The sequence below is a fragment of the Pseudomonas sp. S44 genome, assembly GCF_016624805.1.
Taxonomy (GTDB): domain Bacteria; phylum Pseudomonadota; class Gammaproteobacteria; order Pseudomonadales; family Pseudomonadaceae; genus Aquipseudomonas; species Aquipseudomonas machongensis.
The window spans coordinates 360,409-379,994 of record NZ_JACVTY010000001.1 but is presented as its reverse complement, the minus strand read 5'-3'; the positions used below and the strand labels follow the sequence as shown (position 1 = coordinate 379,994).

General features: G+C 64.3%; 14 protein-coding genes and 1 pseudogene. 7 read left to right on the top strand and 8 right to left on the bottom strand.

Annotated features, from left to right (window positions below; all coding sequences use genetic code 11):
- Positions 1-38 precede the first annotated feature (38 nt).
- Together IAE40_RS01575 and IAE40_RS01570 are read right to left on the bottom strand one after the other, a co-directional pair.
- Positions 39-1,352, bottom strand: a complete 1,314-nt coding sequence (locus IAE40_RS01575; protein WP_200602505.1) for a hypothetical protein — start codon at positions 1,350-1,352, stop codon at positions 39-41.
- An 83-nt stretch (positions 1,353-1,435) separates the two neighbouring features.
- Entirely contained in the window at positions 1,436-2,929 is a 1,494-nt protein-coding gene (locus IAE40_RS01570) for an aldehyde dehydrogenase family protein (RefSeq protein ID WP_200602504.1), read from the bottom strand.
- Positions 2,930-3,411: 482 nt separating this feature from the next.
- Between IAE40_RS01570 and peaA the strand changes: the two genes are divergently transcribed.
- From peaA to IAE40_RS01545, 5 genes are all read left to right on the top strand, one after another.
- Complete coding sequence (gene peaA, locus IAE40_RS01565; protein WP_200602503.1) at positions 3,412-4,977, top strand: quinohemoprotein amine dehydrogenase subunit alpha; 1,566 nt, start codon at positions 3,412-3,414, stop codon at positions 4,975-4,977.
- A gap of 48 nt (positions 4,978-5,025) precedes the next feature.
- On the top strand, positions 5,026-6,456 hold the full coding sequence (peaB, locus tag IAE40_RS01560; RefSeq protein ID WP_200602502.1) for a quinohemoprotein amine dehydrogenase maturation protein: 1,431 nt from the start codon (positions 5,026-5,028) through the stop codon (positions 6,454-6,456).
- A 1-nt stretch (position 6,457) separates the two neighbouring features.
- Complete coding sequence (gene qhpC, locus IAE40_RS01555) at positions 6,458-6,781, top strand: quinohemoprotein amine dehydrogenase subunit gamma (RefSeq protein ID WP_054891339.1); 324 nt, start codon at positions 6,458-6,460, stop codon at positions 6,779-6,781.
- Positions 6,782-6,813: 32 nt separating this feature from the next.
- Positions 6,814-7,941 carry a quinohemoprotein amine dehydrogenase subunit beta gene (gene peaD, locus IAE40_RS01550; RefSeq protein WP_153773585.1) on the top strand — a complete coding sequence of 376 codons (1,128 nt, stop codon included), beginning with the start codon at positions 6,814-6,816 and terminating at the stop codon, positions 7,939-7,941.
- 138 nt (positions 7,942-8,079) lie between these two features.
- Complete coding sequence (locus IAE40_RS01545; RefSeq protein WP_200602501.1) at positions 8,080-9,762, top strand: fatty acid CoA ligase family protein; 1,683 nt, start codon at positions 8,080-8,082, stop codon at positions 9,760-9,762.
- On the opposite strand, the gene mobA is transcribed toward IAE40_RS01545, so the two are convergent.
- The 3 genes from mobA to IAE40_RS01530 form a co-directional block, all read right to left on the bottom strand.
- A complete protein-coding gene (gene mobA / locus IAE40_RS01540) occupies positions 9,759-10,331 on the bottom strand; it encodes a molybdenum cofactor guanylyltransferase MobA (protein WP_197889666.1) in 573 nt (190 codons plus the stop codon). The two genes, IAE40_RS01545 and mobA, sit on opposite strands and share 4 nt — an antisense overlap.
- 61 nt (positions 10,332-10,392) lie before the next feature.
- A complete protein-coding gene (locus tag IAE40_RS01535; RefSeq protein WP_125929841.1) occupies positions 10,393-13,515 on the bottom strand; it encodes an efflux RND transporter permease subunit in 3,123 nt (1,040 codons plus the stop codon).
- 11 nt (positions 13,516-13,526) lie between these two features.
- Positions 13,527-14,696, bottom strand: a complete 1,170-nt coding sequence (locus IAE40_RS01530) for an efflux RND transporter periplasmic adaptor subunit (RefSeq protein WP_153773589.1) — start codon at positions 14,694-14,696, stop codon at positions 13,527-13,529.
- A gap of 260 nt (positions 14,697-14,956) precedes the next feature.
- Between IAE40_RS01530 and IAE40_RS01525 the strand changes: the two genes are divergently transcribed.
- Together IAE40_RS01525 and IAE40_RS01520 are read left to right on the top strand one after the other, a co-directional pair.
- Positions 14,957-15,658, top strand: a complete 702-nt coding sequence (locus tag IAE40_RS01525) for a response regulator transcription factor (protein WP_125929842.1) — start codon at positions 14,957-14,959, stop codon at positions 15,656-15,658.
- 6 nt (positions 15,659-15,664) lie between these two features.
- On the top strand, positions 15,665-16,963 hold the full coding sequence (locus tag IAE40_RS01520; protein WP_063544840.1) for an ATP-binding protein: 1,299 nt from the start codon (positions 15,665-15,667) through the stop codon (positions 16,961-16,963).
- A 117-nt stretch (positions 16,964-17,080) separates the two neighbouring features.
- Here the strand turns inward: IAE40_RS01520 and IAE40_RS01515 are convergent, their stop codons facing one another.
- The 3 genes and pseudogenes from IAE40_RS01515 to IAE40_RS01510 all read right to left on the bottom strand — a co-directional run bounded on the left by IAE40_RS01515 (position 17,081) and on the right by IAE40_RS01510 (position 19,530).
- Entirely contained in the window at positions 17,081-18,667 is a 1,587-nt protein-coding gene (locus tag IAE40_RS01515; protein WP_054891347.1) for an ABC-F family ATPase, read from the bottom strand.
- A 34-nt stretch (positions 18,668-18,701) separates the two neighbouring features.
- Positions 18,702-18,818, bottom strand: a pseudogene (locus IAE40_RS25915) (integrase); the annotation flags it as partial.
- Positions 18,819-18,891: 73 nt separating this feature from the next.
- Complete coding sequence (locus IAE40_RS01510) at positions 18,892-19,530, bottom strand: ankyrin repeat domain-containing protein (RefSeq protein WP_200602500.1); 639 nt, start codon at positions 19,528-19,530, stop codon at positions 18,892-18,894.
- Positions 19,531-19,586 lie beyond the last annotated feature (56 nt).

Here is a 19,586-nt window from a genome sequence, read left to right as displayed (position 1 = left end):
GTGAGTAACCAAGCGCCTGCACGACGCTTGGCGAAGGCTCAGAAGAAAGTCCCGATCACCAGTTGCAGATAGGTCCCGGTATCCCGACTACCCAGCTGCATGCCGCCATTGTCGGCACTGCGCTCAGGCTTGTAGAAGCCCAGCACCGGGCTGACCAGCAGGTGATCGTTGACCATCCATTCCACATACAGGTCCAGTTCCCGCCCGCCGACATTGCCCTGGTCGGTGTCCAGCGTGTCGAAATCGAAGTACAGCGCGCCAAGGGTCAGGTTGTCGCGCGGCTTGGCCTTCAAGCCCACATGATGGACCTGGGTGTTGGTGTTGAACGGGCCGGCATAGTTGGCGGCGACTTCACCCTGGAACCAGGTCCCGTAACCCCGGCTGAGCCCGTAGAACAATGGGTCGAAGTCCTTGGAGAAGCGGCTGTAGCGATAGGTGGCGGTGGGTGTCCATGGCAGCTGCGAGAAGGTCCAGCTGCCTTCCAGGTACCAGGCGTTCTCACGGGTGCCTCGTTGGTCCTGGGTGACATATTCGCCCGCGACTTCCAGGTCCTGGACCCCAAGGCTGCCGCGCCCGCGCAGACTGACGGTGTCCATGCCATCGCGGTGCTCCAGCCCCATGATCTGGGCATAGCGACGGTCCACATCCAGACCGTGAATCCAGCTCAGGCCAACGGTACCCGCGTCGCCGACGTGCTCCAGGTTGGCGACAGCCATGGAACTGTCGGCTTGATAGTGGTTATCGGACTTGAGCCACATCAGGTCGCCACGCCAGCCCTGGCTGCCGCCCAGGCGCAGCACGGCGGTACGGTCGAAGGCCTTGCGCGCCGCCAGGTAGTAGGCGCCGCCGCGATTGAAATTGGCACCCAGGTCGACCTTGCCAAGGTTGACGGGATCGCCCTGGATCAGGAAGCCGTCCCCCAAAGTGACCACCTGGCGGCCGCCGGAAATATCGATGCCGTCTTCACCTAGCAGCGGGAACAGCGTGCCCGAGCGCCAGCCCAGGTAGGCATCCTCGACGGCCGTGCGGCGTTCGTCCCCCAGGGTCAGGCCCGCGGCATCGCCGTCACCCCAGGTGGCGGAGCTGAGCAGGCTGAAGGCGCTGTACAGTGAGCCGGTGTCGGCCAAGGTCTGGCTCGCGCTCAGGCCATATTTGACGTAGCCCTCGCGCCAGTTGTTGCTGCCAGGCGAGCGGTTGCCGGCCTGATTGAAGCTTTCGTCACTGTGAAAGATGCCGAACAAGGCCTCGAGGTTGGCGTTGAGGACAGTGCCATCCTGGTTGTAGAGCTCCTGGGCCTGGGTGAGGGGAGTGGCCAGCAGAAGGGCCAGCGTGCAGACGAGCGGATGCCTCATGGTGTGCTCCATGTTTTCTTGTTGTTTTCAGGAAGTCGGCCTCTTTGCCGGCAAAGCTGCGAAGAGGCCGGGACAGCTCAGCTTCAGAGCTTGATCAGTACCGACTTGAGCTCGGTGTAGTAGTCGATCGCCGCGGCACCCATCTCCCGGCCGACGCCCGACTGTTTGTAGCCACCGAAAGGCAGGGCCGGGTCCAGCGCACTGTGGCAGTTGACCCAGACCGAACCGGACTTGATGCGCGGAATCATGCGGTGCACGGCGCCCAGGTCGTTCGACCAGATGCTCGCGCCCAGCCCGTAAGGGTTGTCATTGGCCATGCGCACGACCTCGTCGATATCGTCGAAGGGCATCGCCACCAACACCGGGCCGAAGATTTCTTCCTGGACCAGGCGATGGCGCTGGTCGACATCGACGATCACGGTCGGCTTGACGAAGTAGCCCGGCCCGTAGCGCTCACCGCCGCAGGCGATGGTCGCGCCGAGCTCGCGTCCCAAGGCGATGTAGCTGCTGACCCGATCCTGCTGCTTGGCGGAAATCAGCGGCCCCATCTGCACCGCCGGGTCCAGGCCGCTGCCGAGCTTCATGCCGTTGGCGATGCCGGCGATGTCGGCTACCACATTGTCGAAATGCTTGCGGTGCACATACAGGCGCGACCCTGCACAGCACACCTGCCCCTGGTTGAAGAAGATCGCCGTCGCCGCGCCGGCGGCGGCTTCCTGCAGGTTGGCGTCGGGCATGACGATGGTCGGCGACTTGCCGCCCAGCTCCAGGGTGACGCGGGTCATGTTGTCCATCGCGGCCTTGCCGATCAGCTTGCCGACTTCGGTGGAGCCGGTGAAGGTGAGCTTGTCTACGCCAGGGTGGCGGCTGAGGGCGGCGCCAGCGTTGAGCCCGGTGCCTGTGACCACGTTGAACACGCCTGCCGGGTAGCCGGCTTCATTGACCAGCTCGGCGAGCTTGAGCGCCGTCAGCGGAGTTTCGTCGGCAGGCTTGAGCACCATGGTGCAGCCGGTGGCCAGCGCCGGACCGAGTTTCCAGCAGGCCAGCAGCAGCGGGAAGTTCCAGGCGACGATCGCACCGACTACGCCTACTGCTTCGCGGCGGATGAAACCGTGGAACTGTTCGTCGGGCATCAGCGGCATCGACGCTTCGACGGTGCTGCCCTCGATCTTGGTGGCCCAGCCGGCCATGTAGCGCAGGAAGTCGATGGCCAGTTGCACGTCCATGACCTGGGCGACGTTGGCGCTCTTGCCGTTGTTCAGGCATTCGAGCTCGGCCAGTTCGCGGGCATCACGGGCCATCAGGTCGGCCAGGCGCCACAGCAGGTTCTGCCGTTCCCGAGGGCGCATCCGGCTCCAGGGCGAGTCGTCGAAGGCCTGGCGGGCTGCGCGCACGGCACGGTCGACGTCCTCGCTGTCGGCCGAGGGGACCTCGCCGAGTATTTCGCCGGTGGCCGGGTTGCGAAAGCTCAAGGTGCGGCCACTGGCAGCGTCCTGCCAGTCGGCGCCGATGCGCATCTTCAGCTTGCGCGCGAGGAACGCCTGGGTGGCGGGCAGGATGGGCAGGTCGGAAAGCATGGGGCGGTGCCTCTTGTCATTGGAGTGTGGCAAGGGCGGCGCAATGGCCGTGCCAAGGTGGCTTGGCGGGCTTAAGTCGTTGATCGGGTTAGTTTTTGTACTGGCGCACAGGGTGGATTGCGGGGTTGCGCTGTTGCACATTGAGACGGTGTGAGACGGTGGTGAAACAGGTAGACCGCACTGGCCCTTTCGCGGGCAAGCCCGCTCCCACAGGTATTGAATCCTGCACCAACCAGTGGGAGCGGGCTTGCCCGCGAAAAGACCACCACCGATACCCCTGTCTCAACCTGAAACAACCTGTCGCGAATTGGGACGTTCCGACCCGCCCCAACTCACCGGGATAGATCGCTCAAAGCAGCTCAAGTCACTGAAAAAACGCCACTTTCAAACACCTGGCACACTTCCTGTATTGCCACTGTCACATGCACCGGCGGTATCCAAGCGTGCGATAACGATAAGAACAACACCGTGGAGGTCTGATCTTGAAGACGACTCGACTCCGGCAGCAGGCGGGCACATTGGCGCTGGTCGCCGCCGCCCTGCTGAGCGCCCAGGCCATGGCGGCCGAACCGGGCCCGGCGATTTTGCAGAACAAGTGCATGGGGTGCCACATCCCCGAGGGCAACGATGCCTACAGTCGCATCAGCCACCAGCGCAAGACCCCTGAAGGCTGGCTGATGAGCATCGCCCGCATGCAGGTGATGCACGGCCTGCAGATCAGCGACGACGAGCGCCGCACCCTGGTCAAGTACCTGGCCGACAAGCAGGGCCTGGCGCCGAGCGAGACTGATGGCGTGCGCTATGCCATGGAACGTCGGCTCAATACCGTCGAACACTTCGATACGCAACTGGCCGAAACCTGCGGCCGCTGCCATTCCGGTGCCCGTGTCGCATTGCAGCGGCGCCCTGCGCAGGAATGGGAGCACCTGGTCAACTTCCACCTTGGCCAGTGGCCGTCCCTCGAATATCAGGCCCAGGCACGTGACCGTGACTGGCTGGAAATCGCCCTCAAGCAGGTGGTGCCTGACCTGGCCAAGCGCTTCCCGCTCGATAGCCCCGCCTGGAGCGCGTGGCAGAAGGCCAAGCCCAAGGCTGACGCGTTGCCGGGGCAGTGGGCGTTCAGTGGTCATATGCTTGCCAAAGGCGATGTCCGGGGCGTGATGACGGTCAGTGCCGACCAGGGCGACAGTTTCAAGGTCGAGGTCAAGGGGCAGTACGCCGACGGCACGCCGTTCAACGGCAGCGGCTCGGCGATCCTCTACAACGGCTATGAGTGGCGCGGTAACGTGAAGATCGGCGACAGCACGATGCGCCAGGTCTTCGCGGCCCTCGATGGCGAGATGAAAGGGCGCATGTTCGAGGCCGAGCACGACGAGCGCGGCCTCGATTTCACCGCAGCGAAGGAGGGCAAGGCTCGCCTGCTGGCGGTGCAGCCGGCCTTCATCAAGGCCGGGGACGAGCGCGAGATCACCGTGGTGGGCAACGGCTTGTCCGGCAAGCCCGAGCTGGGTGCCGGTGTGCAGGTGACCGAGATTCTGGAGCAGACCCCAAACCTGGTTCGGCTCAAGGCCCGCGCCGCAGCCGATGCAGCACCTGGCCAGCGCGAGGTGACGCTGGGCACGCTCAAGGGCGTGAATCTTGCGGTCTACGACAAGGTCGAGGAGGTCAAGGTGGTGCCGGCGTTCTCCATTGCCCGCATCGGCGAGAACGGTGCTTCGGTACCCAAGGTCCAGGGGCGCTTCGAGGCCGAGGCCTGGGGCAAGGACGTCAATGGCCAACCGTTGCGCATTGGTTATCTGCCGGCCACCTGGAAGGTCGAGCCGTTCAACGAGCGCGCCGTCGAGGACGAAGACGTCAAGTTCGCCGGGCAGATGCAGGCCGACGGCGTGTTCGTACCCGGCGGTGCCGGTCCGAACCCGGCGCGCAAGATGATGACCAACAACGCCGGCAACCTGAAAGTCATCGCCACGCTGGCTGACGGCGGACAGACCGGTGAAGGCCACATGATCGTCACCGTCCAGCGCTGGAACAACCCGCCGCTGCCCTGAGGGTGGCAGGCACGGTTTTTCCAACGGATCGATTATCGGGAGATCACCATGGGCGCACTACTGAATCTGGTCGAACGCAATCTGCATGAAGTGCAGGTCGATGCCGACCGCATGCTGTTCCATATCCCCAGCAGTTCGCTGTTCACCGCCGACGCGGTGACTGGCGGCATCATCGACACCCTGCGCCAGCAGGGCTGCTCGGCCGAAGAGCTGATGCAGCGCCTCGGCGAGCAGTTCGCGGGCGACGATATCCAGGAAACCCTGCGCGAGCTGATCGCGCTGGAGCTGGTCAGCGACGGTTCGCCGCTGACCCCGGAAATCGCCCTCAAGCAGGTCGAGCGCACCGCGCTCAATACGGTGGTGCTCAACGTCAACACGGGCTGCAACCTGAGTTGTACCTATTGCTACAAGGAAGACCTCGACAAACCTTCGGCAGGGCGCAAGATGAGCGCCGCCACCGCCGAGGCTTCGGTGGAGATGCTGCTCAAGGAGTCACCCGACGAAACCCGCTACAGCGTGGTGTTCTTCGGCGGCGAGCCGCTGTCCAACCGGCCGCTGATCGAGCACATGGTCGGCTATTGCGAGCGACGTTTCGCCGAGGCCGGCAAGCAGGTGGAGTTCATCATGACCACCAACGCCACGCTGCTCACCGAGGAGATCGTCGATTGGCTCAATGACCATCGCTTCGGGCTGTCGGTGAGCATCGACGGGCCGAAGACCGTGCACGACCGCAATCGCATCACCGTGGGCGGGCAGGGCACCTACGATGTGGTGCGGCGCAAGGCCGACATGCTGCTGTCGCGCTATGACAGCCGCCCGGTCGGCGCCAGGGTGACCCTTACCCGGGGCATCACCGATGTCGAGACCATCTGGAACCACTTGTTCAACGAGCTGGGCTTTGCCGAAGTGGGCTTCGCCCCGGTGACATCGGGCGACATGGCCGACTTCAACCTCACTGGCGAAGAGCTGGTGCAGGTGTTCGCCAACATGAAGGCGTTGGGTCGTCAGTACCTGGAGGCGGCGTTGCAGCACCGCAACATCGGTTTCTCCAACCTGCACCAACTGATCACCGACATCCACGAGGGTCACAAGAAGGCGCTGCCATGCGGCGCGGGCCTGAAAATGCTGGCGGTCGACCACGAGGGTGAGCTGAACCTGTGCCACCGTTTCACCGGCTCCAGCCTGCCGACCTTTGGCAATGTGCACACGGCGGTCAAACAGGTCGAGCTCAACGATTTCCTGTCCCAGCGCCTGGACCGCAGCGGCACCGGATGCGACAGCTGCCGCATTCGCAACCTGTGCTCCGGTGGCTGCTATCACGAGAGCTACGCGCGCTACGGCGACCCGCAGCACCCGACCTACCACTACTGCGAACTGATGCGCGACTGGGTCGACTTCGGCATCGAGGTCTACAGCCGCATCATGGCCGCCAACCCGGCCTTCATCGATCGCTACATCACTCCTCGCAAGGCGCACTGACATGAAGCACTTGAAGCCCCTGAACAACAAGGCGCGCATTCTTGAACAGGCTGCCGCCGAAGACCGCGTCGAAGAAGTCATGGCCATGAGCGCGGTGGCCGGTTGTACCGCCACCACCGACCCAGGCTGGGAAGTGGACGCCTTTGGTGGCGTCAGCTCGCTGTGCCAGCCCATGGAGGCTGACCTGTACGGCTGCTCCGACCCTTGCTGGTGGCCGGCCCAGGTGCCCGACATGATGAGCACCTACCAGGACTGGAACGCCCAGGCGAGCAATTCGCAGGACGATTGGCGCAACCTCGGCACCGTATTCCCGAAAGACAAGTGACCGGCCCGACAAGAACGACAAGGGGAAACCGCATGAAACCTGGATTCTGCGCGCAACTGGCGCTGAGCGTCGCCACCTGCGCCGCGACACTGGCCGTGCACGCCACTGACGGCGACGCCGGTCCGGCACTCAAGCCTGGCCATGAGTACCTGATCGCCACCAACTACCCGAACAACCTGCACGTGGTGGATGTGGCCAGCGATACGCTGTTCAAGAGCTGTCGCCTGCCGGACGCCTTCGGCCCGGGCACGGCGATGATGGCGCCGGACAACCGCACTGCCTACATCCTCAACAATCACTATGCCGATATCTATGGCATCGACCTGGACACCTGCAAGACCACCTTCCACGCCAACCTGTCGAGTGTGCCGGGCGAGGTGGGCAAGTCGATGTACTCCTTCGCCATCAGCCCCGACGGCAAGGAGGTCTATGCCACGGTCAATCCGACCCAGCGGTTGAACGACCACTACGTGGTCAAGCCGCCACGCCTGGAGGTGTTCAGCACAGCCGACGGGGTAGGGGCCAAGCCGGTGCGCACCTTCCCCATGCCGCGCCAGGTCTACCTGATGCGTGCCGCCGACGATGGCAGCCTGTTCGTCGCCGGGCCGGATATCTACAAGATGGACGTCAAGACCGGTCAATACAAAGTGGCGCTGCCGCTGCGCAACTGGAACCGCAAGGGCTACAGCGCACCGGACGTGCTGTACTTCTGGCCGCACCAGAGCCCGCGCCACGAGTTCTCGATGCTGTATACCATCGCCCGGTTCAAGGATGAAAAACAGGACCCGGCGACCGCCGAGCTGCTGTACGGCTACCTGAGCGTGGACCTCAAGACCGGCAAGACCCACACCCAGGAGTTCGCCGATCTGACCGAGCTGTACTTCACCGGGTTGCGTTCGCCCAAGGATCCGAACCAGATCTATGGTGTGCTCAACCGCCTGGCCCGCTACGACATCAAGCAGCGCAAGCTGGTCAAGGCGGCGAACCTGGACCATACCTACTACTGCGTGACCTTCGACAAGGCGGGCGACAAGCTGTACCTGGGCGGGACCTTCAACGACCTGGCGGTGTTCGACCCGAACACGCTGGAGAAGGTGAAGAACATCAAGCTGCCAGGGGGTGACATGTCGACCACTACGCCGCAGGTGTTTGTCAGGTAATCGGTCGTCTGTGACGGCCCTATCGCGGGGCAGGCCCGCTCCCACAGGTATCCCCTGTAGGCTGAGGGGTAACTGTGGGAGCGGGCTTGCCCCGCGATAGGGCCCGCCTAAACAACACAATAAATATCAGGCCCCTCTATGACCCACCCCAGTCACACCCAGGGCAACCCGGACAAGCCCTTGCTCGACCACTGCATCGGTGACGCCTTCGACGCCACCGTGGCCCGTTTCCCCGACCGCGAGGCCCTGGTGGTGCGTCACCAGCAACTGCGCTACACCTGGCGCCAGTTGGCCGATGCCGTCGACCAGCATGCCCGCGCGCTGATGGCACTTGGCGTACAAGCGGGCGATCGCCTGGGCATCTGGGCTCCCAATTGCGCCGAGTGGTGCATCACCCAGTTCGCCAGCGCCAAGATCGGTGCAATCCTGGTCAACATCAACCCGGCCTACCGCAGCAGTGAGCTGGACTACGCCCTGAGCCAGTCGGGCTGCCGCTGGGTGATCTGCGCAGATGCGTTCAAGACCAGCGACTATCACGCCATGCTCTGCGACCTGGTGCCCGGATTGTCGGCCTGCAAGCCCGGGGCTGTGCACTGCGAGCGCCTGCCGGAGCTGCGCGGGGTGATCAGCCTGGCGGTAAAGCCGCCGCCAGGCTTTCTCGCCTGGTACGACCTGCAGGCTCGCGCCGGTGAGGTCAGTGTCGAGGCGCTGGGCCGCCGTCAGGCGAGCCTGCGCCCGTGCGAGCCGATCAATATCCAGTACACCTCCGGCACCACCGGCTTCCCCAAGGGTGCGACGCTCAGCCACCACAATATCCTCAACAACGGTTACATGGTCGGCGAGAGCCTGCGCCTGACCGAGCATGACCGCCTGGTGGTGCCGGTGCCGCTCTACCACTGCTTCGGCATGGTCATGGCCAACCTCGGCTGCATGACCCATGGCAGCACGCTGATCTACCCCAACGATGCCTTCGACCCCTTGCTCACCCTGCAAGCCGTGGCCGAGGAACGCGCCACTGCGCTGTATGGCGTACCGACCATGTTCATTGCCGAACTGGACCACCCGCGTCGCAGCGAATTCGACCTCTCCAGCCTGCGCACCGGGATCATGGCTGGCGCCACCTGCCCGATCGAGGTGATGCGAAGGGTGATCGGCGAGATGCACATGGCCGAGATACAGATCGCCTATGGCATGACTGAGACCAGTCCGGTGTCGTTGCAGACCGGCCCGGAGGACGAACTGGAAGTGCGCGTGACCAGCGTGGGTCGTACCCAGCCGCGCCTGGAAAGCAAGGTCATCGACGCCGAGGGCAACACCCTGCCGCGCGGCGAGATCGGCGAGCTGTGCACGCGTGGCTACAGCGTCATGCTCGGCTACTGGAACAACCCGAAGGCTACCGCCGAGAGTATCGACGAGGAGGGCTGGATGCACACCGGCGACCTGGCGCAGATGGACGAGGCCGGGTTCGTGCGTATCGTCGGGCGGAGCAAGGACATGATCATTCGCGGCGGGGAGAACATCTATCCGCGTGAGCTGGAGGAGTTCTTCTTCACCCACCCGGCGGTGGCCGACGTGCAGGTGATCGGCATTCCGTGCAGCAAGTACGGCGAAGAGATCGTCGCCTGGGTGCGACTGCATCCGGGGCACAGCGCCAGCGCCGAGACGTTGCGCGAATGGGCGAAGGCGCGTATCGCGCACTTCAAGGTGCCGCGGCATTTCCGTTTCGTCGACGAGTTTCCGATGACGGTGACCGGCAAGGTGCAGAAGTTTCGGATGCGCGAGATCAGTATCGAAGAACTGAGTGGGGTGTCAGCCGGTTAGCGTAACCACTCCGGGCTGTTGAAGTTGCCGAGCCGCTCATCGTCGACGGCACATTCCAGCCCCTCCAGCGATTCACGCGACAAGGCCCGCTGCAGGCTCCGCTCACCGGCCTGCCAGGCCTGTTCCAGCCGTGGCAACAGGCGCGTCGGCAATACGCTGAACATCGGCTGCCAATAGCCTCCCTGGCGCACCATCGCAGCGCTGTCATGGCGGGCAGCCAAACCGCGCAGCCCATCGATCAGCGCCTGGTCGACCCGCGGTGAATCGCAGGCCAGCACCACCACCCACGGGTGTCTGGCCACCTTGAGCCCGGCGATGACACCAGCCAGAGGCCCGGGATAATCCGCCTCGGCATCGCCCACGCATTGGTCGGCATAGGCGGCATAGGCGTCCTGGTTGCGGTTGCAGGAAATCACCAGGTCGTCGCTCAACCCCCGCACCACCCGATGGATGTGTGCGATCAGTGGTTGGCCCCGCCATGGCACCAGGCCCTTGTCGCGCCCGCCCATGCGTTGGCCGCGGCCACCGGCGAGGATGAGGATGGAGCAGGGGGGCAGGGCGGCAGGCATGAAAAAGGGTCCCGGGCAGTCGATGCCCGGAACCCTCTCATTCAACGCCTGGCTTGTCCAGTCAGGCGTCGTGGGGTACTGCATGATCCGGTTCAGCGCGGCGCTTGCCGGCCAACCGCATCACCACCACGAAGAACACCGGTACGAACACCACCGCCAGTGTCGCGCTGAGCATCCCGCCGATCACGCCGGTGCCGATCGCCTGCTGGCTGGCTGAGCTTGCGCCGCGTGCGATGGCCAGCGGCACGACGCCGAGGATGAACGCCAACGATGTCATGACGATCGGGCGCAGGCGCAGGCGGGCGGCCTGCATCGCCGCATCCGCAGCGTCGACCCCCTGATCCACCAGGCTCTTGGCGAATTCGATGATCAGGATCGCGTTCTTTGCCGACAGGCCAATCAGGGTGATCAGGCCGACCTTGAAGAACACGTCGTTGGGCATGCCGCGCAGGGTTACCGCAAGCACGGCGCCGAGCACACCCAGCGGAACCACCAGCAACACTGCGGTAGGGATCGACCAACTCTCGTAGAGCGCTGCCAGGCACAGGAACACCACCAGCAGCGACAGGGCCAGTAGCAAGGGCGCCTGGCTACCCGAAAGACGCTCCTGCAACGACAGACCGGTCCATTCCAGTGCGCTGCCGGTCGGCAGGCGATCGACCAGGCGCTGGATTTCCGCCATCGCCTCGCCGGAGCTGTAGCCGCTTGCCGGTTCCCCGGAAATAGACACTGCCGGGTAGCCGTTGTAGCGGGTCAGTTGCACCGGGCCGCTGAGCCAGCGGGCCTGGACGAATGCCCCCAGTGGCACCATCTTGCCGCTGCTGTTGCGCACGTGGATCTTCAACAAGTCCTCGACCTGGCTGCGCTGGTCACCCTCGGCCTGCACCACCACGCGCTGCATGCGGCCCAGGTTGGGGAAGTCGTTGACATAGTTCGAGCCCACCGCGGTGTTGAGCACGGCGCCGATGTCGGCAAAGGAAACCCCGAGGGCGTTGGCCTGGCGCCGGTCGATTTCCAGTTGCACCTGCGGGCTTTCGGCCAACGATGCCTCGCGCACGTTGGCCAGCACCTTGCTCGTGCGTGCGTTGGCCAGTAGTTCGTCACGGGCTGCCATCAGCCCGGCATGACCCAGGCCGCCGCGATCCTGCAGACGGAACTCGAAACCCGTGGACTCGCCCAGGCCATCGACTGGCGGCGGCAGCACGGCATAGGCCACGGCATCCTTGAGCGCGGCGAAGGCCATGGTGGCACGGTCGGCGATCGATTGTGCGCTGTCGTCGGCGCCGCGTTCGGACCAGTCCTTCAGCGTGGTGAACGCCAGCGCGGCGTTCTGCCCGCTGCCTGAGAAGCTGAAACCGAGAATCAGCGTGGTGTTACCCACCCCGGGTTCTGCGGCATTGTGCGCCTCGATCTGCGCCGCCACCTGCTCGGTACGCATCCGACTGGCGCCTGGCGGAAGCTGGATATCGGTGATGGTGTAGCCTTGGTCTTCGGTCGGCAGGAAAGCGCTGGGCAACTGGCTGAAGCCATAGGCCAGCACCGCCACCAGCAACCCGTAGAGCAACAGGTAGCGCCCGCTACGTGCCAAGGCGTGGGCAACCCAGCGTTGGTAGCCATTGCTCATGCCCTCGAAGCGGCGGTTGAACCAGCCGAAGAAGCCTTTGCGTACGTGATGCTCGCCCTTGGCCACTGGCTTGAGCAGCGTGGCGCACAGTGCCGGGGTGAGGCTCAGGGCGAGGAAGGCCGAGAACAGGATCGACACCGCCATCGACAACGAGAACTGCTGGTAGATGACGCCCACCGAGCCTTTCATGAAGGCCATCGGCAGGAACACCGCGACCAGCACCAGCGTGATGCCGACGATAGCCCCGCTGATCTGGCCCATGGCCTTGCGCGTCGCGGCCTTCGGCGACAGGCCTTCCTCGGCCATGATCCGTTCGACGTTCTCCACCACGACGATGGCGTCGTCCACCAGGATGCCGATGGCCAGCACCATGCCGAACAGGGTCAGCACGTTGATCGAGAAACCCAACGCCAGCATCACCGCGAAGGTGCCCATCAGCGCCACCGGAACCACCAGCGTAGGGATCAGCGTGTAGCGGATGTTCTGCAGGAACAGGAACATCACCGCAAACACCAGCAGCATGGCTTCGAACAGCGTGCTGATGACCTGCTGGATCGAGACCTTGACGAACGGCGAGGTGTCGTAGGGGATGTCGTACTTCACGCCGGCCGGGAAGTAGCGTGCCAGCTCATCCATCTTCTGGCGTACCAGGGTCGCGGTTTCCATGGCGTTGGCCCCCGGCGACAGCTTGACGCTGAAGGCACTGGTGGGCTTGCCGTTCAGGCGTGTGCCGTACTGGTATTCCTGGGCACCGATCTCGACCCGCGCCACGTCACCCACGGTGACCACCGAGCCATCCGGGTTGGCCCGCAGCACGATGGCCGCGAACTCCTCTGGCGTGCTCAGTTGGCCCTTGACCACCACGTTGGCGGTGATTTCCTGGGTCGCACGGGCAGGCAGGTCTCCGATGCTGCCTGGCGCAACCTGGGCGTTCTGCGCGGCGATGGCGTCGGCGACGTCCTGGGGCGTGAGCTTGAAGCCGACCAGCTTCGCCGGGTCGATCCAGATGCGCATGGCCCGCTCCGAACCATACAACTGTGCCTTGCCGACACCTTTGAGGCGGCGAATCTCGTTCATCACATTGCGCGCCAACAGATCGCTGAGGGCGATCTCGTCGTAACTGCCGTCCTCGGAGGTGAGGGTGCCCAGCAGCAAAAAGCCGGTGGAGACTTTTTCCACCTGCAGGCCTTGCTGCGTGACGGGCCGCGGCAGGCGCGACTCGACCACCTTGAGGCGGTTCTGTACATCGACCTGGGCCAGGTCAGGGATGGTGCCCGGCTCGAAGGTGGCGGTGATGGTCGCGCTGCCCAGGCTGCTCTGGGACTCGAAGTACAGCAGGTTGTCCGCACCATTGAGCTCCTGCTCGATCACGCTGACCACGCTTTCGTCCATGGTCTGCGCCGAGGCACCGGGGTAGACGGCGTACACCTCCACTTGCGGCGGCGCGACATCGGGGTACTGCGCCACGGGCAATTGCGGGATGGCCAAGGCACCGGCGAGCAGGATGAACAACGCAACCACCCAAGCGAAGATCGGGCGGTCGATGAAGAATTGCGGCATGGATCAGGCCCTCACTGGCCGTTGCGCTGGACGATGGGGTTGGCGGCCTTGTCGGCATCGACCCGGACCTGATCGCCGACCTTGACGTGCTGCAGCCCCTCGATCACCACCCGTTCGCCGGGGGCCAGGCCTTCGCTGACGATCCAGCGGTCGCCCTGGGCATTGCCCAGTACCACCTGGCGTTCCTCGATGCGCTGCTGGGCGTCGACCACTAGGACCTTGGGCACGCCTGCGCTGTCACGCAGGATCGCCCGCTGCGGCACGCTGATGCCCTTGGGCTGCAGGGCCTGTTCGAGGCGCACACGCACGTAGCTGCCAGGCAACAGATCGAGGTCGGGGTTGGGGAATTCGCTGCGCAGGGTGATCTGGTTGGTGCTCGGGTCGACGCTGATATCGGAGAACAGCAGCTTGCCCGGCAGCGGATAGGCACTGCCGTCGTCCTGAATCAGGGTGGCGCGGGCCTGGTCCTGGCCGACCTGCTGCAGCTCGCCAGCGCGCATGGCGCGGCGCAGGGCGTTGAGGTCGCGGGTCGACTGGGTGACGTCGGCGTGGATCGGGTCCAGTTGCTGGATGACGGCTAACGCGGTGGTTTCGTTCTGTCCGACCAGCGCCCCTTCGGTGACCAGCGCGCGGCCAACCCGTCCGGAGATTGGTGCGGTGACCGTGGCATAGCCCAGGTTGAGTCGCGCGCGTTCGAGGGCGGCCCGGGCTTCGGCAACCTGGGCGTCCGCCTGGAGGAAGGCGGCACGGGCATTGTCATATTCCTGGCGGCTCACGGCCTTGTCGTCGACCAGCTCGCGGTAACGTTGTTCCTGCAGGCGCGCCTGGTACAAGGTGGCTTCGGCCTTGGCCAGCGCGGCGCGGGCACTGTCATGGTCCGCCTTGAACGGCGCCGGGTCGATGAGGAACAGCACATCGCCCCGCTTGACGTCGCTGCCCTCGCGATACACCCGCTTGAGCACCACGCCGGCAACCCGGGCGCGGACTTCGGCGGTGCGTGGCGCGAGAATCCGCCCGCTGAGTTCGGTGCTGATCGCCATGGCTTGCAACTGTACGGTTTCGACCCGCACCTGGGGGGCGGGTGCCTGCGCGTCCTGTTCGGGGGCGTCGTTGCAGCCGGTCAGGGCCAGTGTGAGCAAGGCGAGAATCGCCAAAGGGCGCTTGGAGAAGGGAATGGACATACGGATCTTCCGGATAGGATCGCCCCTATGCTAAGGCAGGCGCTCGCGCATGGGCTGTTAAGCTGTGTAGGCCGTGTGTGAAAAAGTGTAAGGCTCGTGCCGTGTGGAGCGTAGGATTCTATATCCTGCGAGCAACTGACTGCACTGGCCCCATCGCCGGACAAGCCCGCTTCCACAGGTGTTCGCAGCCTCTGTAGGCGCGGGCTTGTCCGGCAATGACGACGGTAAGGTCTCAAGCCTATCTGTTCATGACGACCCACATGCCAAACATCCTTCTGGTCGAAGACGACAGCGCGCTGTCCGAACTGATTGCCAGCTACCTGCAGCGCAACGACTTCCACGTCCGGGTCATCGCCCGTGGCGATCATGTGCTTGACGAGTTTCGTCGTCAGCGCCCCGACCTGGTGGTGCTCGATCTGATGCTGCCCGGCCTTGACGGCCTGCAGGTGTGCCGCCTGCTGCGCCAGGAGTCGCAAAGCCTGCCAATCCTGATGCTGACCGCCCGTGACGACAGCCATGACCATGTGCTGGGCCTGGAAATGGGCGCCGACGACTACGTCACTAAACCATGCGAGCCCCGCGTACTGCTGGCCCGGGTCCGCACCTTGCTGCGCCGTAGCAATGTCAATGAACCACGGCTCGATAGCGAGCTGATTCAGGTCGGTGGCCTGAGCATCAATCTGGCCGAGCGCAGCGTGAGCTGGCGCGGCTGCGAGGTGGAGCTGTCCAGCGGCGAATACAACCTGTTGGTGGTGCTGGCACGCAATGCCGGTGAAGTGCTCAGCCGCGACCGCATCCTCCAGCAACTGCGCGGCATCGAGTTCAACGGTACCGACCGTTCGGTAGACGTGGCCATCTCCAAGCTGCGGCGCAAATTCGACGACAATGCCGGCGAAGCCCGCAAGATCAAGACCGTGTGGGGCAAGGGCTATCTGTTCAGCCGGGTCGAGTGGGAGTACTGACGCGCCATGCTCAAGATCCTGGTGCGCCTGTACCTGGTGATCATCGTCGCCTATGCCGGTGCCTTGCTGCTGATCCCCGACGCTATCGTCGGGGCGTTCCATGAACGCTTCATGGCGTACAACCTCGATCAGGCCAAGGGCGTGCAGTCGTTGATCGTCCGCCAGTTCCATCAGGCCCCGCGCGAGCAATGGCCTTCGGTGGAGCAGGACCTGGCCTCGGCCTTCGCGCCCCTGCAAGTGCAACTGCTGCGCATGGACGCCGCCGACCTTGCGCCGCAGGAGCGGGCGAGGCTGGAGCACGGGCTGTATGCAGTGCGCATCGCCGACTGGGGCTATTACGAAACCGTGCTGGCGCCGCTGGACAAGGACTGGCTGGTGCGCCTGCACTCGCCGCCGGATCCGCTCGACATCAACGTGTTGTCGTGGGGCGTCACGGTACTGATCGGTGCCGCCATGCTGGGTTGCCTGCTGCTGTGGGTCTGGCCGCACTGGCGCGACCTGGAACGGCTCAAGGAAACCGCGCGGCGCCTGGGGCGCGGGGAGATGGCGGAGCGTACGCAGATCTCGCCGCGCTCGAACATCGGCGAGCTGGCCGGAGTGTTCGACACCATGGCAGGCGACCTGGAGCGCCAGGTCAACCAGCAACGCGAGCTGCTCAATGCGGTCTCGCATGAGCTGCGTACCCCCCTGACGCGCCTGGACTTCGGCCTGGTGCTGCTGTTCGATGAAGTGCCGCCGGCCAGCCGCAAGCGTTTGTTGGAACTGGTGGGGCATGTGCGGGAGCTGGACGAGCTGGTGCTTGAGCTGCTGTCGTACAGCCGCCTGGAGAACGCCGACCAGGTCCGCGAGCGGGTCGAGGTGTCGTTGCTGGAACTGGTCGACAGTGTGCTGGGCAGCTTTGCCGAAGAACTCGATGGTCGCGGGATCAGATGGGAGGTGCGCGCTGACGACAGGCTGCCACGTTTCGTCCTCGATCCTCGCTTGACCGCGCGGGCGGTGCAGAACCTGGTACGCAATGCCATGCGCTATTGCGACGAAAGCCTGCTGCTGCGACTCAAGCTCGAGGCGGATGGCGCTTGCCTGCTGACGGTAGAGGATGACGGGATCGGTATTCCGCCTGAGGAGCGCGAGCGGATCTTCCAGCCGTTCTACCGCCTGGACCGCAGTCGGGACCGCAGTACCGGTGGTTTTGGCTTGGGGCTTGCGATCAGCCGCAGGGCGATCGAAGGGCAGGGCGGGACGCTGACCGTGGCGCAGTCGTCATTGGGTGGGGCGCAGTTCAGGATTCGTCTGCCGGCGGGATGATGAAAGGCGTGAGCTTATCCCGCAATCAGCCGTAAACCGGCGGATTTGTTCTCACAGCAACACCACCGCCGCCTCACGGGCACCGCATTGCACGGTGCCTCGATGAGGCTTGCCGCTTTAGATCACCACACCCTGGCTACGCAGGTAGTCGTCATAGGTGCCGCTGAAGTCGACCACGCCATCGGCCGACAGCTCGATGATCCGCGTGGCCAACGACGACACGAACTCACGGTCATGGCTGACGAACAGCAGGGTGCCTGGATAGTTCTCCAGCGCCAGGTTCAGCGCTTCGATCGATTCCATGTCCAAGTGGTTGGTCGGTTCGTCCATCACCAGCACGTTGGGTTTTTGCAGGGTCAGCTTGCCGAACAGCATGCGGCCCTGTTCACCCCCGGAAATCACCTTCACCGACTTGAGGATCTCGTCGTTGGAGAACAGCATGCGCCCCAGCGTGCCGCGAATCACCTGCTCGCCGCTGGTCCACTGGCCCATCCAGTCGAACAGGGTGACGTCGTCTTCGAAGTCGTGGGCGTGGTCCTGGGCGTAGTAGCCGACCTCGGCGCTGTCGGTCCACTTGACCGAGCCTGCATCGGGCTGCAGCTCGCCGACCAGGGTGCGCAGCAAGGTGGTCTTGCCGATGCCGTTGGGGCCGATGATCGCTACGCGCTCGCCGGCTTCGACGGTAATGTCGAAGTTCTTGAACAGCACCTTGTCGTCGAAGGCCTTGGCCATCTTTTCCACGACCACGGCCTGGCGGTGCAGCTTCTTGGTCTGCTCGAAGCGGATGAACGGGCTGACCCGGCTCGACGGCTTGACCTCGGCCAGCTGGATCTTGTCGATCTGCTTGGCGCGCGAAGTGGCCTGCTTGGCCTTGGAGGCGTTGGCCGAGAAGCGGCTGACGAAGGTCTGCAGCTCGGCGATCTGGGCTTTCTTCTTGGCGTTGTCCGACAGCAACTGCTCGCGCGCCTGGGTGGCGGCGGTCATGTACTCGTCATAGTTGCCCGGGAACAGGCGCAGTTCGCCGTAGTCCAGGTCGGCCATGTGGGTGCAGACGCTGTTGAGGAAGTGACGGTCGTGGGAAATGATCACCATGGTGCTGTTGCGTGCGGTGAGCACGTTTTCCAGCCAGCGGATGGTGTTGATGTCCAGGTGGTTGGTCGGTTCGTCGAGCAGCAGCACGTCCGGATCGGAGAACAGCGCCTGTGCCAGCAGCACCCGCAGTTTCCAGCCTGGCGCCACTTCGCTCATCGGCCCGAAGTGTTGCTCCAGCGGAATGCCCAGGCCCAGCAGCAGCTCGCCGGCGCGCGATTCGGCGGTGTAGCCGTCCATCTCGGCGAATTCGGTTTCAAGCTCGGCGACGGCCATGCCGTCTTCTTCGGTCATTTCCGGCAGCGAGTAGATGCGGTCGCGTTCGGCCTTGACCTTCCACAGTTGGCCGTGGCCCATGATCACCGTGTCGATGACGCTGAACTGCTCGTAGGCGAACTGGTCCTGGCGCAGCTTGCCCAGGCGGGTGTTGGGCTCGAGCATGACCTGGCCGGCGGACGGCTCCAGGTCGCCACCGAGGATCTTCATGAAGGTCGACTTGCCGCAGCCGTTGGCCCCGATCAGGCCGTAGCGGTTGCCGTTGTTGAATTTGACCGAGACGTTCTCGAAGAGCGGCTTGGAGCCGAACTGCATCGTGATATTGGCTGTAGAAATCAAGTACTTGTCCTGCGGGAATGTATGGCGCAGCCCTCAGGCACAGGGTTGCGAAGCTGAGGCGGGTATCGCGCTGGCGGCGGTCACGGATGTTCAGCGCATCGAGCGCTGATTTGAAGCGGCGCAGTGTAACACTTGGCTCGTTGATCCACAGCCCATCTTTGCTCTGCTGGCAAACAAAAGGACGGGCTGCGGGAAATGTGGAACGACCTCAAACGGCATAGCCATCAATGACCTGCAATGGCCTTCAAGGCCGCAACCGCCGCATCGTTACCCTGGGACTCGCTGATCATCAGCGCGGTATTGCCCCTGGCATCCCTGTGCTGCAGGTCGGCACCGTGCCGTACCAGCTCGGCAAGGATGTCGAGGCGGCCGAACAGGGCTGCGAACGAAAGTGCGGTCTGGCCATCGTTGTTGCTTGCATCGATGGGGCACAGGTCGATCAAGCGCCGGGCAATGGCCATTTCACCTTTGAACAGCGCCCCCATCAGCGCGGTGTTGCCATTGTTGTCGGCAAGGCAGGGGTCAGCATGGGCCCGCAACAGGGCGTTCACTTCGTCGAGGTCGCCGTGATAAGTCGCCAGGATCAGCGCGGTATGGCCTCGGCTGGTCTGGCTGTCGACCGGATATCCGGCCTGGAGCAGCGCATCGGTGATGTCGCTGCGCCCGGCGCGCGCGGCATCGAACCACTGGCTGTCGTACAGGTGCGGATCGACGCGCTGGACTCCAGCCTGCGCCTGGAACTGTTCGGTATCGGCAGGTAGCCACAGGCCGGGGACGAACAGGTGCAAGAGCCGGTATCCAATCACCAGAAGCAGCAGCACCGCGGCGGCGGCGAGGCTGGTCTTGATTCGTGCAATGCTCATCGGGACTCTCCCGCAAGCCTGCGCCATCAGACAGCGCAGGCTTGCCACTCACAGGC

Bases quoted from the DNA above. Each gene is read 5' to 3' on its own strand.
- IAE40_RS01575 (WP_200602505.1), bottom strand. From the start codon at position 1,352: ATGAGGCATCCGCTCGTCTGCACGCTGGCCCTTCTGCTGGCCACTCCC.
- IAE40_RS01570 (WP_200602504.1), bottom strand. From the start codon at position 2,929: ATGCTTTCCGACCTGCCCATCCTGCCCGCCACCCAGGCGTTCCTCGCG.
- peaB (WP_200602502.1), top strand. From the start codon at position 5,026: ATGGGCGCACTACTGAATCTGGTCGAACGCAATCTGCATGAAGTGCAG.
- qhpC (WP_054891339.1), top strand. From the start codon at position 6,458: ATGAAGCACTTGAAGCCCCTGAACAACAAGGCGCGCATTCTTGAACAG.
- peaD (WP_153773585.1), top strand. From the start codon at position 6,814: ATGAAACCTGGATTCTGCGCGCAACTGGCGCTGAGCGTCGCCACCTGC.
- IAE40_RS01545 (WP_200602501.1), top strand. From the start codon at position 8,080: ATGACCCACCCCAGTCACACCCAGGGCAACCCGGACAAGCCCTTGCTC.
- mobA (WP_197889666.1), bottom strand. From the start codon at position 10,331: ATGCCTGCCGCCCTGCCCCCCTGCTCCATCCTCATCCTCGCCGGTGGC.
- IAE40_RS01535 (WP_125929841.1), bottom strand. From the start codon at position 13,515: ATGCCGCAATTCTTCATCGACCGCCCGATCTTCGCTTGGGTGGTTGCG.
- IAE40_RS01530 (WP_153773589.1), bottom strand. From the start codon at position 14,696: ATGTCCATTCCCTTCTCCAAGCGCCCTTTGGCGATTCTCGCCTTGCTC.
- IAE40_RS01525 (WP_125929842.1), top strand. From the start codon at position 14,957: ATGCCAAACATCCTTCTGGTCGAAGACGACAGCGCGCTGTCCGAACTG.
- IAE40_RS01520 (WP_063544840.1), top strand. From the start codon at position 15,665: ATGCTCAAGATCCTGGTGCGCCTGTACCTGGTGATCATCGTCGCCTAT.
- IAE40_RS01510 (WP_200602500.1), bottom strand. From the start codon at position 19,530: ATGAGCATTGCACGAATCAAGACCAGCCTCGCCGCCGCCGCGGTGCTG.